The organism is Bartonella sp. AC329YNZD (genome assembly GCF_042196685.1).
GTDB lineage: Bacteria > Pseudomonadota > Alphaproteobacteria > Rhizobiales > Rhizobiaceae > Bartonella.
In genome coordinates this window covers 72,906-87,913 of the sequence record NZ_JBHIQS010000001.1, presented here as the reverse complement: position 1 = coordinate 87,913, position 15,008 = coordinate 72,906, and the positions used below count along the sequence as shown (strand labels likewise).

The following is a 15,008-nucleotide window of genomic DNA, read 5'->3' as shown; positions in this document are numbered from 1 at the left end:
ATGTTTAAATTAACAGGACGTAAGGCTCTTGTAACGGGGGCATCAGGAGGAATTGGTGAGGCCATAGCACGTTGCTTCCATGCACAAGGAGCCATTGTTGGACTTCATGGAACACGTGAAGAGAAGCTTAGAGAATTGGCGGCAGAATTAGGACAGAACGTTTTTGTCTTTCCCGCTAATCTTTCTGAACGCCAATCAATTAAACAGTTGGCTGAAGCTGCAGAAAGAGAAATGAATGGTGTCGATATTTTGGTTAACAATGCGGGAATCACCAGAGATGGTCTTTTTGTGCGTATGCAAGATAAGGACTGGGATAATGTTTTAGAAGTTAACCTAACAGCTGCTTCTCTTTTGACACGTGAATTAACACATTCTATGATGCGTCGCCGTTATGGCAGGATTATTAACATCACATCTATTGTTGGTGTTGTGGGAAATCCTGGACAAACAAATTATTGTGCTGCAAAAGCAGGCTTGATAGGTTTTACTAAAGCATTAGCACAAGAAATTGCTTCACGAAACATCACTGTCAATTGTATTGCTCCAGGATTTATTAAATCTGCAATGACAGATAAGCTTAACGAAAAGCAAAAAGAACATATCATGGCTGCGATTCCAATGAAGCGTATGGGGAGTGGACAAGAAATAGCCGCTGCAGCTATTTATTTAGCGAGCGATGAAGCTGCCTATATGACAGGTCAAACACTTCATATCAATGGTGGAATGGCAATGATTTAAGTATTTTCTTGTATTCCACATTGATTTATAAGCTATATTATTTTAGATAGTAGCGATTGAAATGGAAAGATATATCTATTTCTTTAAAATGGTCGTTGATCAATTGATGTCAGAATGTCAGATTGGTTCATTTTGTAGGGGATATCCACAGGATGTTTTAAATTATTGCTAAAATCTTTTAAAGTAATGCATCTATTGCTTGATTAGATGAGCCGATATAGTTAACCAAATTATAGGAAAATATAAATTCGAGGATTTCAACATGAGTGATACAGTAGAGCGCGTTAAGAAAATTATTGTGGAACATCTTGGGGTTAATGCAGATAAAGTCGTAGAAAATGCAAGCTTTATCGATGATTTAGGGGCTGATAGCCTTGATACGGTTGAACTCGTTATGGCTTTTGAAGAAGAGTTTGGTGTAGAAATCCCAGATGAAGTTGCGGAAACGATTTTCACCGTTGGTGATGCAGTCAAGTTCATTGATAAAGCTTCTGCATGATGACTAAAGGGCAAAGGCGTCAATTGCTTTTGCCTGTATTCTTCGAAGCTCTTTTGAAAAAAGAGCTTTAAGAGGTGAAGTTTAGTGCAAGGTTAGAAGTTATGAGACGTGTTGTTGTTACTGGTTTAGGATTGGTATCTCCATTAGCCGGTAATGTTGAATATAGTTGGAAACGGCTTATTGAAGGAAGAAGTGGTATTCGACGTATTACTGAATTTGATGTGTCAGATTTGCCATGCCAGATTGCTGCGCGTATCCCCTTAGGGGATGGAAAAGAGGGGTCCTATAATGCTGATTTGTATATGGAACCTAAAGAGCAACGTAAGGTTGATGCATTTATTGTTTATGCAATGGCTGCTGCTAACCAAGCGCTTACAGATGCCGAATGGTTTCCTAAGAGTGATGAAGATCAGATTTGTACAGGTGTATTAATTGGTTCGGGTATAGGGGGAATTGAGGGCATTGTTGAAGCTGGTTATACGATTCGTGATAAAGGTCCCCGTCGTCTTTCTCCTTTTTTTATTCCGGGCCGTTTGATTAATCTTGCTTCTGGTTATGTGTCTATTCAATATGGTTTACGTGGTCCTAATCATTCGGTTGTAACGGCTTGTTCGACAGGAGCGCATGCGATTGGTGATGCAGCACGTTTGATTATGTTCGGTGATGCGGATGTTATGGTCGCAGGGGGAGCAGAATCTCCGATAAATCGGATATCCCTTGCAGGTTTTTCTGCTTGTAGAGCTCTTTCTACTTGTCGTAATGATGATCCTGAACGAGCGTCACGTCCTTATGATGCAGATCGTGATGGTTTTGTGATGGGGGAAGGTGCGGCGGTTGTTGTTTTAGAAGAGCTAGAACATGCAAAAAAACGAGGGGCACGTATTTATGCTGAGGTTATCGGCTATGGTTTATCTGGTGATGCTTACCACATTACAGCGCCTTCAGAAAGTGGTGAAGGTGCGCAGCGTAGTATGATGGCTGCTCTTAAGCGTGCACAAGTGAATGTGAATGAACTTGATTATATTAATGCTCATGGTACATCAACGATGGCAGATTCCATAGAGTTAGCAGCTGTTGAACGTGTTTTAGGGAATTATGCATCACAAATTTCTATGTCATCAACGAAGTCATCTATCGGGCATTTACTTGGTGCTGCCGGTGCTGCTGAGGCTATTTTTTGTGTTTTAGCCATCCGAGATAATATAGCTCCAGCGACACTTAATCTTGACAATCCATCGGTTGAAACGAAAATTGATCTTGTCCCATACAAACCGCGTGAACGAAAGATTGACACGGTTCTTTCCAATTCTTTTGGATTTGGTGGAACAAACGCATCTTTGGTAATGCAACGTTTTAGAGGGTAATAAGTATTTTCATTTAATTTCTTATTCTGAGTTTTTTACTTTATTATAAGGTGAATGAGAAGTAATAATATTGTATTTAATCGCTATTGAGGGTTTATGTCCGACGTGAAAAATGAAAAATCACTAAAGGACATAAGTGATTCCTTTTCGAATCATTTAGCAGATAGTCATGACATGTTAGCACATAAAAAGCGAAAGAAATCATCTATCGTACGTAATCCATTGGTTGTTCTCGGCCATTTTTTTCTCATGCTGATTGTGGTTATACTTTTGGGCATAAGTATTCCTCTTTATATTGGAAAAAGTATTTTTGAAGAAAAGGGAAAAATTGAGGAAGAACAAATTGTTCTTATCCATCCTGGTACAGGAATTCGTAAAATTGCTTCATTACTAGAAAAACGTGGTTTCATTCGATCATCAGATATTTTTGTTTATGGGGTTGGTTATCACCAAAAAACAACGCATTTGAAGGCTGGAGAATATTTGATTCCGGCTCATGCTTCGATGCAGGATATTATGGATATTCTTGTGAAAGGAAAATCTATTGAGTATACATTTACAGTACCTGAAGGTTTAACGGTTCAGCAAGTTTTCGATCGATTAGCTGCGAATGAAATTTTGATTGGAGACCTTCCAAAAAATTTGCCTCCAGAGGGCTATTTAATGGCGGATACTGTTCGCTTTATTCGGGGGACAACGCGTAAAGAGATTGTAAACAGATTGCGTGAAGGACAGACAAAATTAATTCATGCTATATGGGCTACGCGTTCACCTGATTTACCCATTAAATCGATTGATGAATTTGTTATATTAGCCTCAATTGTTGAGAAAGAAACGGGAATTGCAGCAGAAAGACCAATGGTTGCTGCAGTATTTTATAATCGCCTTACAAAGCATATGCGTCTTCAATCTGATCCAACAGTAATTTATGGTCTCTTTGGAGGAAAAGGAAAACCATCCGGTCGTGCAATTTATCGTTCAGATCTTGAGAAGGAAACACCTTATAATACTTATAAGATTAATGGTTTGCCTCCAACAGCTATTGCAAATCCAGGTCGAGATTCCTTGAAAGCGGTGGCACATCCACCAAGCAGTGATGCACTTTATTTTGTTGCGGATGGTTCAGGTGGGCATGTTTTTTCTCGAACCTTAGAGGAACATAATATGAATGTTCGTAAGTGGCGAGAATTTAAGGCAAGAAATTAATTTATAATGATAATGTATCTGTTTGCATCGTAAAATGAAAATCCAAAGTATAGTAAAATTTTTTATAAGAATTATAAAAATCATTTTCTTGTATGCTACAAAAGAGGTTAGCGTATGGATAAAAATATTTAAGAAAGAAGTAAATATACTGCTAATAAATTATTTTAATGGAAGAACAAGATAACATTGAGATCTAGCTGCTAAAGCAAATACCATTGGTTGAGAGAAACATTGAGGTAATGTATTATTTAAATTTTGAAGAAAAATTTATGAACAAAGTAGAGTGGTGTGATGACAGCCTTTGAAAGTAAATTCAGTGCCATAAAAACAAATCAACGCCGCGGTTTTTTATTTATTCTCTCTTCACCTTCAGGCGCTGGTAAATCAACAATTTCTCGATTACTTCTAAAAGATGGACAATTAGAGCTTTCGGTAAGTGTAACTACAAGGAAGAGGCGTCACAGTGAAGTGGATGGACTTCATTATCACTTTATTTCAAAGGAAGAGTTTGAATATAAGCGTGATAGAGATGAATTGATTGAATGGGCAGAAGTTCACGGGAATTATTATGGCACTTTACGTGAAACTGTTGAAAAAACATTGAATACCGGCCGTGATATGCTATTTGATATTGATTATCAGGGTACTAAGCAGCTGCAAAAAAAAATGCTAGGAGACACTGTATCTGTTTTTATTCTTCCACCATCAATGAAAGAGCTTGTTTCGCGTTTACATCGTCGAGCCGAAGATAGTCAAGATATCATCAATTTACGATTGGAAAATGCACGAACGGAATTGAAGCATTGGCATTCTTATGATTATGTTGTGATTAACGAAGATTTAGATCAATCTTTATCTTTTATTAAGTCGATTTATTTAGCTGAAACCAAAAAACGCGAGCGCTGTTCTTATCTTGCCTCTTTTGTTGATGGGCTTATTGCTGAAAAGATCGATAAATGCCTTTATTAAAAAAGAATGCAAAACAAAAAGTGCATTTTTTAGAGCACTAGATGCGCTAAAGTTACAAATTCAGAAACCGAGAGTGTTTCAGCACGGCGTCTTCCATCAATTCCAGCTTTTTCTAACAGCTCTTCACCTCCAAGTGTTTTGAGATTTTGACGAAGCATTTTTCGTCTTTGTCCAAAAGCAGTTTTTGTAACGAGGCTTAGTTTTTGTGCAGAGCAGGCAAGAGGTCGGGGGCGCGGAATAATATGAACAACGGAAGAGGTTACTTTGGGCGTTGGTATAAAGGCTTGAGGAGGAACATCAAAAGCAATTTTAGCAACGGTACGCCAGCCAGCTAAAACACTAAGGCGTCCATAGTGAGCAGATTGAGGTTGAGCCGTAATCCGTTTGGCAACTTCACGTTGGAACATCAATGTCATTGACTCATAAAAAGGAGGCCATGGTTCAGACAAAAGCCAATTTAATAAGAGTTGTGTTCCAATATTATAGGGAAGGTTTGCAATAATGCGTGGTTTTTCTAGGCTTGTTTCAAAGAGTTTTGAGAAATCTTGCTTCAGAGCATCATTACAAATAAGTTTTAATTTTTGAGGATAGTGTTTTTCTATTTCTAAGAGAGCCGGTATACAACGCTCATCGCGTTCTATTGCTATTACAATGGCACCCTTTGCCAGCAAGGCACGTGTGAGACCTCCAGGACCAGGCCCAACTTCAATAACAGGTTTTCCTTCTATATTTCCTGCTTGATGAGCAATTTTAGAGGTTAAATTAAGATCAAAAAGGAAATTTTGCCCCAAAGATTTATGTGCTTGTAATCCATATATATCAATAACCTCACGCAGAGGAGGAAGATTATCTATTGGCATGGGTTCAAACTATTTTTTGCAAGTTGATTTGCAAGTTTAAGAGCAGCAATAAAGCTTTCGGGAGAGGCTATCCCTTTATCAGCAATGTCAAAAGCAGTCCCGTGATCTGGAGACGTACGAATAAAAGGTAAACCTAATGTAACATTAACGGTGGTATCAAAGTCTAATGTTTTAACAGGGATAAGGGCTTGATCATGATACATACAAATGGCAACGTCATATGCCTTTCTTGCGCATTCATGGAACATTGTGTCGGCAGGCAGCGGGCCTGCAATATTGAGTCCTTTCTTTTTAAGATATTCAATAGCAGGAGTGATAACTTCAATATCTTCTTTTCCCATTGCTCCTCCTTCTCCAGCATGAGGATTAAGACCAGCAACAGCTAGTCGGGGTGATGTTATTTTAAACCGTGTTTTTAAGTCACATTCAGTAATAAGTACCGTTTGAATAATTAAATCACGGGTAAGCTGTGAAGGAACATCTTTGAATGGAATATGAACAGTAATTGGTACCGTTTTTAATCGAGGTCCTGCTAACATCATAACGGGATGATAACATTTATGAAAAGCTTTATATGCCAAATCGGCTAAAAATTCTGTATGACCTGGAAATTGAAAACCAGCATCATAAAGATTTTTTTTTGCAATAGGACAAGTGATTAGTGCACATGCATGGCCACTTTGAATCAATTGAACACTGCGTTTAATCGCTTCAATGATTCCAGCAGCATTATTCGATGAAGGTATACCTAATTGATCACTTTGTTTGTTTTTTAACGGTATGATAGGAAGAGCGTTTTGAAAATTTTTTGTAGGATTATTGATTAAAACAGATTGCACCTCAACATCAATCTGTAAAAAACGAGCGCGCGAACGAATAACATCTGGATCAGCAAGAAGTACAAAAGGTGGAATTTTACGCGTAACACGCAAATTCCACGCTTTTAGTACTATTTCAGGACCAATTCCTGCAGGATCACCACCGCTAACAACAAGAATAGCCATTATGAATTTTGAATACGCGCCACTCGGCGCAGTTCTTCTAAATATTTGTCGCTTAATTCTTCAAGTTTTTGCGGGCTTCTTTTTTTACTATCTTGAAGAGAAAAGATCAGCCGAGCGACATAATCATCAGAAACTCTCTTTATTTTGCAGACAGCAATTGCTTCGATTCCATCAGATGTTTCTTGTAATTTTGTCATTTTTCCAGCAGGTGTTGCAAGAATAGCTTGTTCCCATGCACTGGGGAGTTGGGGCTCCAGAAACTTTCCTAAGTGACGGATAGTAACGTCTAAAATACCTTTTGCTTGATTGTGAGCATTTGCACATCCACGGAAATGTGCGCGAAAATTACTTGCTTCTCTTTGACGTCTTTCAAAGATTTCTGAACGACGATGTGCTGGAATGACAAAAACAATTCTCTGTAATGTATATTCGTTGGTTGAAGGTTTTACACCACCATTTTTTAATATTCTGCGTACAGCTTCTTGTTCACTAATCATACCTGTTTCAGATTGATAGCGTGCGCTAACAAGACGTCCCCATCCTATTTGTCCACGGATGTAATCTTTAAAGTGTTGCACAGTGATATCAGTTTGGATCAGAATCTGGTTGAGCTGATCAATCGTCATATTATTTTGTGTTGCAAAATTCTCAAAAGCTTTATCAACTTCATCATTGCTTACTTCAATATTAAGACGTTTTATTTCAATATTTTTTAGCTTTTCGTCAACAAGCTCTTTTTTAGCCTGTGCCACCAAATTGCCTTGCTTTTGTTGTAATCTGAGAAAAGCAAGGCGCCTTTGTATATCATAATTTGTGATGGGGTTGCCATTAACTGTAACAACAATAGAAGTCTGCGCAAAGACTGTCGGAATCAAAAATCCATTTATTAACAGGCTACTTACGCTCAAAGACGCAATATAAAATAAAGCAAGAAAACGCTTTTTCAATTTATTCATATAAATAGGCTTTCGCATTGTTTATTAATTCTCATCAACAACTTAAAATACACGCTTTCTTTCATAAAAACAATGATAAGTTAAATGACTGATACATTCCCTTTATAAATTAATCTATCTTTTTTCCGATATCTGCAATCGTACGCAATGAAAGAGAGAAATTAAAGTTTTGCAAGGGTGCTTTCCTGCCTGGATTCGTTACCTGTTGATAACCGAATGTTAACCCGAAACATTCATCCATATAACTCAAGCTAATTCCTCGCTTTATAAATGTACCAGATACTAAATCATAACCGGCGTTGCTATTAATGGACCAATAATCTGCCAATTTAAGTCCTGTTTGAAAAGAAATTTCTTGGCGCTCTTGAGAATATTCATAATCTGGTTGCTTTGCGATATAGGCATATTGTAGAGCCGCCCAAAAATTTTGCCATTTTTGTGATGCTTCGATTTCACTACGGCGGATTTTTCCTGTTTTTTTGTCAAAGCGTCCACGCGTTTCTAAGGAAAAACCACTTTTATGGGTTGTACCAAACATTGCAACATAGTCTGAACGTTTTGCCTCTAAGCTAGAATGAGTACCGACATTGATAAAGTCCTTTTCTGCAAAAGAATTCTTTCCTGCTAGATGAAAGGATTGTCCAATGAGACCATAAAGAGACCAATTATCATTAAGGCTTCCAGAGTATCTTAGACCTATATTGGCTCTTGTGCCACCTTCTACACGATCATAACCAGAAAATTTATCCCGTTGAAAGAGAGTGGTTGCATCAAATACAAAGCTTTGAGCATCTTCGTTAGGAATTTGTCCGATATATTGTTCATTATTGCGTATAAAAATTTGTGCGGTTGGTTCTATAATATGTTTAGAATGATCAGCTGTAATGAGGAAAGGATAGCGTAGTTCTAACCCTGCTGTTGCCATGCCACGAATTGCTGAACCACGAACTTCGGATAACACAGTGTTTTTTATAGAAGAATCATGATTTTCACGTACATTGGTTGTAATGATATCAGCCCGTAGAGAGAGAAGAGGGGTTAAGATGAGTCCATTGTGTGTGTTGAAGCGCTTTTTCCACTGAAGCTCGTTTGTGAAACGCAAACTATTTCCAGCTATACCAGAAAGTCTTACTATGTTGAGAGGATTTCCGTTCTTGTCGGGTGAATTGAAGTCAGCATGACGACGATAAATTGATTGCATATTACTATGGAAGGTCAGTTCTCCATTATAAATGGGTTCATCTGGCGTGAAAGTATAATCGATGCGTGGTAGAACCCATGCTTGCCGAGAGTGACGTTCATAATGATAATCATTCAATAACGAATCTTGAACTTTAAAATGATAAAAACGCATATCAAAATGGTTTTTTCCTGCAAGACCATTCAGATAGATCTGAGAAAGTTGTGTGGGATTGTTATAGTTTTCAAGTTTATAGGCACGACTAAAATGCCGATCTGATTGTGCAAGAATATCCCATCCATAAGTCCAGTGTGAATTAATACGAAAATCCCCCTTTGTCGCCAGCATATAACGGTTTTTATGTTGGGCATCAATCGTATCATTATCAAATCTATGCGGTTTCATTTGATATATATGAGCAAAGCGAATGTTATAACGGCCCGTTTTTAAACGTTGACGCCATTCCCCTTCGGTTAAAAGCCCTTGTTGGGTATAAACCGTAAAAGAAAGTGTGAAATCGTAATGAGGAGCGAGATTCCAGAAATAAGAACTCTTTATCCCCATGCCGAGATCATTGGTATAAAAAAAATGAGGAGTAAGCAGACCGCTAGCACGTCTGACCGTTGGATCATAAAGTTCAAAATTTGGAAATTTTATAATCGGTACGCCCAAAATTTCAAAACTGCTATTTTCAAACCGAATTTTTTTGACGTTATTATTCCATATGATCTTTCTTGCTTTAATTTTCCACAGGACGTCTCTATCTGGTTTGTAAGAGCAAGGTTCACAGGCTGTATACGTTGCATTTTCAAAAACTGTTATTTGATTGTTTTTACGTGTAGCATTTTGGGCTGCAAAGTGAACATTATTGGCTGTATCAATACGTAAGGCGTTTACAAAACCCTGGCCAAGATCTTTGGTCATATCAATTTGATTGGAATAAATTTTATTACCATCTTTTTGAGTAATTTCAACATTCCCTTGTGCTATAAGCCGTCCTGTTTTTTGATTGTAAATGATTTTTTGAGCGATAACTTTATTGCCATCATATTCGATTTGGACATTACCTTGTGCAGAAACAGTGTTTTCATCACGATTGTAGATGAGTTCATCCGCAGAGAGCAAAAGAGGACTTTCCGGATTTTGAATGCGACTTTGAGAGGGAGACATAAGGCTTTGAGCGTGCGCATAATAAACCAGAGTTCCCCCTAAAATAATCCCCATAACACTTTTAAAAGCGAGAGCACTTAATTTTGTTAAAATGATTTTCTTACCTGTTAATGCTTTCACTTAGCTATCCTCTTTATGAAGTAAAAAAGAGATTCCCAAGAATAAAGCAATAACAACAGGTGTCCAAGCTGCAATAACTGGTGGAATATATCCAGCATTACCAAAAGCCTGAATGAGTACGGAAATAACATAAAGCATAAACCCAGCTATGACACCACCAAGAATCAACGTTCTAGATTGCCCAAAACGTGTAAAATTTAAAGATACAGTTGCTGCAATGAGAGTCATTGCCACTAGCAATGCTGGTAATGCGATCAAAGATTGTAAATACATATCAAAATTATGAGCAGAATAGCCAAATGAACGTGCAATCATAATTTTTTGTGGCAATTGGTAAAATGAAATAGTTGCGGGATTCACTAAACGTTCCGTTAAAAATTCAGGTTTTAGATTGGTTTTTATTTGCAATACGGTAAATTTTTCAGGTGGATGTCCTATTTTATAGATTGTTCCATTTGTTAATAGCCAAGCGCCATTGGTTAATGTTGCTTTTGGGGCGTTAATCCAATTTTTTACGGTTGCGTTGTCATTGTATTGTACAAAGGTTGCATCGAGAAGAGAAAGTCCTTGATCAGTGATAAATTTAGCACCAATGGTTGTTCTGCCTAAATTTGTACGCTGGGTTAACCAGTGAATACGTGTATTATGAAGAGGTGTTAGTATATTATTATTGCGCCATTCAGTCATCATTTTTTCTGATTGAGAAAATCCCCATGCTGCGAGTGGATTAATGAGAAGAATTGAAAATAATCCCAAAAGCAAAGCTCCCAAACAAGCTGGCATAAGAAATTGCCATGCAGAAACACCGATTGAACGAGTTATCACAAGTTCAAGTTTTTTGTTAAGCGAGATAAGTGTTGCCATTGCAGAAAAGAGTGCAATAAAAGGGATAAGTTGTTGCATGATAAAAGGGATACGTAAAACAGAGAGCAGAAATGCATTTTTTGCTGTATAGTGCGGAAGGGAGGATAGCTTACTGGAATTTTCTGTAAAATCGATTAAAAGAGCAAGAACAAAAATGCTCCCCCAGAAATAACAAGTTATTTTAAGGTAACGTATAAAAAAATATCGTCCAAGTGTCCACCCAATCATGATATTTTATCCGAGGAATCTTGAGATTGTGGATGTTCAAATTTATTCATTACTTTTTGAAAAACGATTTGCAGTACCTCATTAACTTTTGTGGGAAGTCCAATTTTATGATTCGTTAAAAGCATAAAAAAGACAAATATACTTGTTCCTATGGGTGTAATATAAAGGAGCGGAACGTATGCAAGATCATTCTTTGCTTTTTCGGCGAAAAAATATCCTATCCAATATACCACCAAAGAAAGGGCAATGGCCGAGAGATTTGCGGAATGACGAGCTTGTCGATGGGAGCCTACATCTCCTGCCGCTGCTAATGCAATAAGTGAAAAAACAATAGGGTAGAGCCATTGTGTTAGTCTGCGGTGAAACTCAGCTCTATATTGGAGCGGTTTTCGTTGATAGTAAGGATCTTTTGGGTCAGGATTTTGTAAATAAGAAAGAGACCGATCTTTTGGATAAAGAGTAGGTGTTTTATCACTGGGGATAAACTCCCCTAGGCTAAAGGTATATGAGCTAAATTGAACGATTGAAACGCTGTTATTTTGATGATTGACTCTTTCTATTTCACCGTTATTGAGGATTAAAAAACGACCATTTTGATTGTTTACAATTGATGCTTTTGTTGCATAATAAAAAAGGTTAGTCTTAGGATCACGCTGGTCGGCAATGAAAAGACGTTCAAAGGTTCCGTTTGGATTCCGTTCGCCAATTTCTATGTAAAGGTTATTGGCAAGTTTTTGAAAGCTCCCTTCACTGATGAAAAGACTAATAAGATCAAAATGGGCACTTGCTAGCATTTGTCGCATCTGAAGACGTGCTTGAGGAACAACAAAATTGGCTATAGAAAAGGAGATACATGATGCAACAATAGCAAGAAGAAGAATAGGTTTCCAAACAGTACTTTTAGGAAAACCAGAGGCATTGATAACAGCAAGTTCAGAGTCTTGATTCATTGCTGAAAGGATGGTTGTAATTGCGATTACTAATGCAAATGGAATGACCAGAAAAACAACAGAAGGAACCAATGAGAGTGAAAATTGTAAAACTGTGAGGAGTGTTTGTTTACTTGTTGTAAGAAAGTTTATTCGTGCAAGAATTTGTACTGTCCAACTAACACCCACTGCTGCAATCATGACAGAGCTAAATAAAACAAAGACACGTTTCAGGATGTAGAACTCAATAATACGCATAAACTTGGAGAACACCCTCAGTCTTTAATTTGATAGTAAATATTTTATACTGTTTTCGGTTAAAATGTAATAAAATTAAAAAAAACTTCCATGAAATGCACATTTTTACCAAATAAATAATATAAAATTGCCTATTAAGTTTTCTCTATTTTTCCATATATTATATTTTATTTCCAACTATAGTCTACCTAGAATATAGGAGATAGCTTAAAAACTTTCTTATTAATGTGTAAATAACAATTTTTTGTCTTTTAAAAACATGTGCAAAAAGAGAATGCATCTTAATCGAAAAACAGGTTTATATCTTGAACCGTTTCCTTTGTATTAGGGACATAGAAGTTTTTTAAAGACGTTAGCTTTTTTATAAAGAATGATGAGGGCTTAAGAGGTTGGACATTTTATTCTATCATTTGACGCAGTCAACGCTGAAAGATATTTTGCCGACGCTTGTGGAGCGTGCATTGGCTCGTTTTGGAAAAGTAACAATACAATGTGTGAGTAAAGAACAACGCGATTTTATGGATACACATTTATGGGTTTATGCAGATGAATCCTTTATTGGACATGGAACTGAGTGTGATCAATATTCAAACTTTCAGCCTGTATTTCTTACGACAGGACAAGAAAATCCGAATGATTCAAAGATTCGTTTTCTCATAGAGGGCGCTGTTTGTTCGGATATTGATGCTTATCAACGGCTTGTCGTGATATTTGATGGTGAAAGTGAGGAGCAGTTGAATCTCGTTCGTGCACAGTGGAAAAAATATAAAATGGAAAATCATAATTTAACGTATTGGCAACAGACTGAAGATCATCGTTGGGAAAAACAAATTTAATGCGTTTCGTGTCTGTTGTTCTGATTTTTATAGGAGTGGTAGGAATAGTAAATCCAGCACTTTTTATTGCGCAAGGATCAGGGGGAGGGCGTTGGGTTTTTATTGTGGTTTTTCTTTTAGGCATGCTAAATATATGGACTATAATTAAAAAAATGAAATGCCATGATGATGATTGATCGGATTTTGCTTGTTTTATGGGGTGTGATGTTAGCTTTTTTTTGCGTTTCGTGGTTGGGGACAACGCATATCTTATCAGAAATATTTACTGTTGCTTATATAAGCAATATTGCAGATTTTTTATTTTTCTTTTTGAGTGCATTGTTTGCGGGAATATTGTGGTGGAAGATACCTCAACCCATGTCTTTAAAAATGAAACTGGCAGCATTTTCGCTGCCAGTCCTTATTTTATTCTTCGTTATTATATTTTAGTTGGATATTTCATCCTCTGTAAATCCGACGAAGCAAATCAGTGAAATAAAAGAAGCAAAAAGCAAATAGTAGCCGAGATAAGACGTATCGAAATGTTGTACCAGATATTCTGCAATATAAGGTGCAAGAGATGCTCCTACGATAGCAGATAAATTGAAAGTGATAGAAGAACCAGTATAACGAATTGCTGTTGGGTACGGTGAAGCCAAAACAGCACCAAGAGGACTGTATATCATTCCCATGAGAGACAAGCCAATGACAGACATTGCAAGGACTCCCATAACTCCAGAATTTAAGAAATAAGGAATTGCGAAAGAATACATACCGGTGATGATTGTAATCCAAATCATCAAAGTTCTACGTCTAATACGATCAGCGAGTTTCCCAGTGATGACAGTAAAAATTCCACAGAAAACAGCACCGACAATTTCGACTTGAAGAGCTTGATGAAATGGCAATTGCAAATGGTTTGTTGAATAGCTTAACAAATATGTCGTGACCAAGTAAAATAAAACAAAAGTTGCCATACCAGAAAATATTCCAAGAAATAGGATTCGTGGACATTTTAAAAAGACATCTATGATAGGCACTTTGACATGTTCTTTACTTTCAAGAGTTTTTTTGAATTGCACAGTTTCATTGATTGAAAGACGAACCCATAATCCTATAATCATAAAAACAACTGAAGCAATAAAAGGAATGCGCCATCCCCAAGCTAAAAGTTCAGCGCGATCAAGGAAATGCAGCAGACCCAAATAAACAGCAATAGATAAAAACAAACCGATTGAAACGCCCAATTGGGGGAACATCGCATACCAGCCGCGCTTTTCTGGAGGGGCATTTTCTGTTGCGAGCAAAACAGCGCCTCCCCATTCTCCTCCTAATCCCATTCCCTGTCCAATACGGCATAAGGTTAACAGGAAAGGGGCAAACCACCCAGCCATTTCATAAGTAGGAAGAAAACCAATGATGACTGTTGAAAGTCCCATGGTGAGAAGAGAAGCGATAAGTGTTGCTTTTCTTCCAATTTTATCTCCAAAATGTCCAAAAACAACTGATCCAAAGGGGCGAGCAAAAAAGGCTGCTCCAAAGATCAGGAAAGATTGTAAAATGGCAACCTGATCATTTTGTGTTGGAAAAAACACATGAGGAAATATGAGAGCTGCGGCAGTGCCAAAGACATAGAAATCAAAGAATTCAACTGTTGGGCCAATAAGGCTTGCAAACAAAATGCGACGAGGGGAATTTCTGTTGTTTTTATCTTGCATTTCTAAGTTTGTAGACATGAATAGAATGTCCCTTTCAGTGTATGACAAATCAAATGACGAATTAACTAACTATAGTTATAAAAATTTCAAATCAGTGTCGAGTCAATATTATGACGTTTCCTCTATATTA

The 15,008-nt window shown here is 37.3% G+C and carries 15 protein-coding genes; 8 read left to right on the top strand and 7 right to left on the bottom strand.

Annotated elements, in window-relative coordinates; genetic code table 11:
* From fabG to gmk, 5 genes are all read left to right on the top strand, one after another.
* Complete coding sequence (gene fabG / locus ACFIMW_RS00365; protein ID WP_375607703.1) at positions 1-738, top strand: 3-oxoacyl-[acyl-carrier-protein] reductase; 738 nt, start codon at positions 1-3, stop codon at positions 736-738.
* A gap of 262 nt (positions 739-1,000) precedes the next feature.
* The gene (locus tag ACFIMW_RS00360; RefSeq protein WP_183193698.1) at positions 1,001-1,237 is read left to right on the top strand and encodes an acyl carrier protein; all 237 of its coding nucleotides are present in this window, start codon (positions 1,001-1,003) and stop codon (positions 1,235-1,237) included.
* 101 nt (positions 1,238-1,338) lie between these two features.
* Entirely contained in the window at positions 1,339-2,601 is a 1,263-nt protein-coding gene (gene fabF, locus ACFIMW_RS00355) for a beta-ketoacyl-ACP synthase II (protein WP_375607831.1), read from the top strand.
* Positions 2,602-2,697: 96 nt separating this feature from the next.
* Positions 2,698-3,807 carry an endolytic transglycosylase MltG gene (gene mltG / locus ACFIMW_RS00350; RefSeq protein ID WP_375607702.1) on the top strand — a complete coding sequence of 370 codons (1,110 nt, stop codon included), beginning with the start codon at positions 2,698-2,700 and terminating at the stop codon, positions 3,805-3,807.
* 291 nt (positions 3,808-4,098) lie between these two features.
* Complete coding sequence (gene gmk / locus ACFIMW_RS00345; protein WP_375607701.1) at positions 4,099-4,776, top strand: guanylate kinase; 678 nt, start codon at positions 4,099-4,101, stop codon at positions 4,774-4,776.
* Between the two features lie 29 nt (positions 4,777-4,805).
* Here the strand turns inward: gmk and rsmA are convergent, their stop codons facing one another.
* From rsmA to lptF, 6 genes are all read right to left on the bottom strand, one after another.
* The gene (rsmA, locus tag ACFIMW_RS00340) at positions 4,806-5,636 is read right to left on the bottom strand and encodes a 16S rRNA (adenine(1518)-N(6)/adenine(1519)-N(6))-dimethyltransferase RsmA (RefSeq protein WP_375607700.1); all 831 of its coding nucleotides are present in this window, start codon (positions 5,634-5,636) and stop codon (positions 4,806-4,808) included.
* Positions 5,627-6,640 (bottom strand): 4-hydroxythreonine-4-phosphate dehydrogenase PdxA, encoded by a 1,014-nt coding sequence (pdxA, locus tag ACFIMW_RS00335; RefSeq protein WP_375607699.1) that lies wholly within the window; start codon positions 6,638-6,640, stop codon positions 5,627-5,629. The genes rsmA and pdxA overlap by 10 nt, the downstream gene beginning before the upstream one ends.
* Positions 6,640-7,596, bottom strand: a complete 957-nt coding sequence (locus tag ACFIMW_RS00330) for a SurA N-terminal domain-containing protein (RefSeq protein WP_375606282.1) — start codon at positions 7,594-7,596, stop codon at positions 6,640-6,642. Before ACFIMW_RS00330 ends, pdxA begins: the two co-directional genes overlap by 1 nt.
* Before the next feature lie 109 nt (positions 7,597-7,705).
* A complete protein-coding gene (locus ACFIMW_RS00325; RefSeq protein ID WP_375607698.1) occupies positions 7,706-10,066 on the bottom strand; it encodes an LPS-assembly protein LptD in 2,361 nt (786 codons plus the stop codon).
* Positions 10,067-11,158 carry an LPS export ABC transporter permease LptG gene (gene lptG / locus ACFIMW_RS00320; RefSeq protein ID WP_375607697.1) on the bottom strand — a complete coding sequence of 364 codons (1,092 nt, stop codon included), beginning with the start codon at positions 11,156-11,158 and terminating at the stop codon, positions 10,067-10,069.
* On the bottom strand, positions 11,155-12,345 hold the full coding sequence (gene lptF / locus ACFIMW_RS00315; RefSeq protein ID WP_375607696.1) for an LPS export ABC transporter permease LptF: 1,191 nt from the start codon (positions 12,343-12,345) through the stop codon (positions 11,155-11,157). Before lptF ends, lptG begins: the two co-directional genes overlap by 4 nt.
* A 389-nt stretch (positions 12,346-12,734) precedes the next feature.
* On the opposite strand from lptF, the gene ACFIMW_RS00310 reads away from it, so the two are divergent.
* From ACFIMW_RS00310 to ACFIMW_RS00300, 3 genes are read left to right on the top strand one after another with little or no spacing between them, the layout of a single operon-like run.
* Positions 12,735-13,181, top strand: coding sequence for a DNA polymerase III subunit chi (locus ACFIMW_RS00310; protein WP_375607695.1), 447 nt, complete (start codon positions 12,735-12,737; stop codon positions 13,179-13,181).
* Positions 13,181-13,357, top strand: coding sequence for a hypothetical protein (locus ACFIMW_RS00305; RefSeq protein ID WP_375607694.1), 177 nt, complete (start codon positions 13,181-13,183; stop codon positions 13,355-13,357). The genes ACFIMW_RS00310 and ACFIMW_RS00305 overlap by 1 nt, the downstream gene beginning before the upstream one ends.
* On the top strand, positions 13,347-13,610 hold the full coding sequence (locus ACFIMW_RS00300; RefSeq protein ID WP_375607830.1) for a hypothetical protein: 264 nt from the start codon (positions 13,347-13,349) through the stop codon (positions 13,608-13,610). The genes ACFIMW_RS00305 and ACFIMW_RS00300 overlap by 11 nt, the downstream gene beginning before the upstream one ends.
* Here ACFIMW_RS00300 and ACFIMW_RS00295 read toward each other — a convergent pair.
* Positions 13,607-14,896 (bottom strand): MFS transporter, encoded by a 1,290-nt coding sequence (locus ACFIMW_RS00295; protein WP_375606276.1) that lies wholly within the window; start codon positions 14,894-14,896, stop codon positions 13,607-13,609. The two genes, ACFIMW_RS00300 and ACFIMW_RS00295, sit on opposite strands and share 4 nt — an antisense overlap.
* Positions 14,897-15,008: the final 112 nt, after the last annotated feature.

Excerpts from the sequence above, each read along its gene's own strand:
- mltG (WP_375607702.1), top strand. The coding sequence starts at position 2,698 with ATGTCCGACGTGAAAAATGAAAAATCACTAAAGGACATAAGTGATTCC.
- ACFIMW_RS00295 (WP_375606276.1), bottom strand. The coding sequence starts at position 14,896 with ATGTCTACAAACTTAGAAATGCAAGATAAAAACAACAGAAATTCCCCT.
- rsmA (WP_375607700.1), bottom strand. The coding sequence starts at position 5,636 with ATGCCAATAGATAATCTTCCTCCTCTGCGTGAGGTTATTGATATATAT.
- ACFIMW_RS00300 (WP_375607830.1), top strand. The coding sequence starts at position 13,347 with ATGATGATTGATCGGATTTTGCTTGTTTTATGGGGTGTGATGTTAGCT.
- gmk (WP_375607701.1), top strand. The coding sequence starts at position 4,099 with ATGACAGCCTTTGAAAGTAAATTCAGTGCCATAAAAACAAATCAACGC.
- fabF (WP_375607831.1), top strand. The coding sequence starts at position 1,339 with ATGAGACGTGTTGTTGTTACTGGTTTAGGATTGGTATCTCCATTAGCC.
- fabG (WP_375607703.1), top strand. The coding sequence starts at position 1 with ATGTTTAAATTAACAGGACGTAAGGCTCTTGTAACGGGGGCATCAGGA.
- ACFIMW_RS00305 (WP_375607694.1), top strand. The coding sequence starts at position 13,181 with ATGCGTTTCGTGTCTGTTGTTCTGATTTTTATAGGAGTGGTAGGAATA.
- ACFIMW_RS00330 (WP_375606282.1), bottom strand. The coding sequence starts at position 7,596 with ATGAATAAATTGAAAAAGCGTTTTCTTGCTTTATTTTATATTGCGTCT.
- lptG (WP_375607697.1), bottom strand. The coding sequence starts at position 11,158 with ATGATTGGGTGGACACTTGGACGATATTTTTTTATACGTTACCTTAAA.
- ACFIMW_RS00360 (WP_183193698.1), top strand. The coding sequence starts at position 1,001 with ATGAGTGATACAGTAGAGCGCGTTAAGAAAATTATTGTGGAACATCTT.
- pdxA (WP_375607699.1), bottom strand. The coding sequence starts at position 6,640 with ATGGCTATTCTTGTTGTTAGCGGTGGTGATCCTGCAGGAATTGGTCCT.
- lptF (WP_375607696.1), bottom strand. The coding sequence starts at position 12,345 with ATGCGTATTATTGAGTTCTACATCCTGAAACGTGTCTTTGTTTTATTT.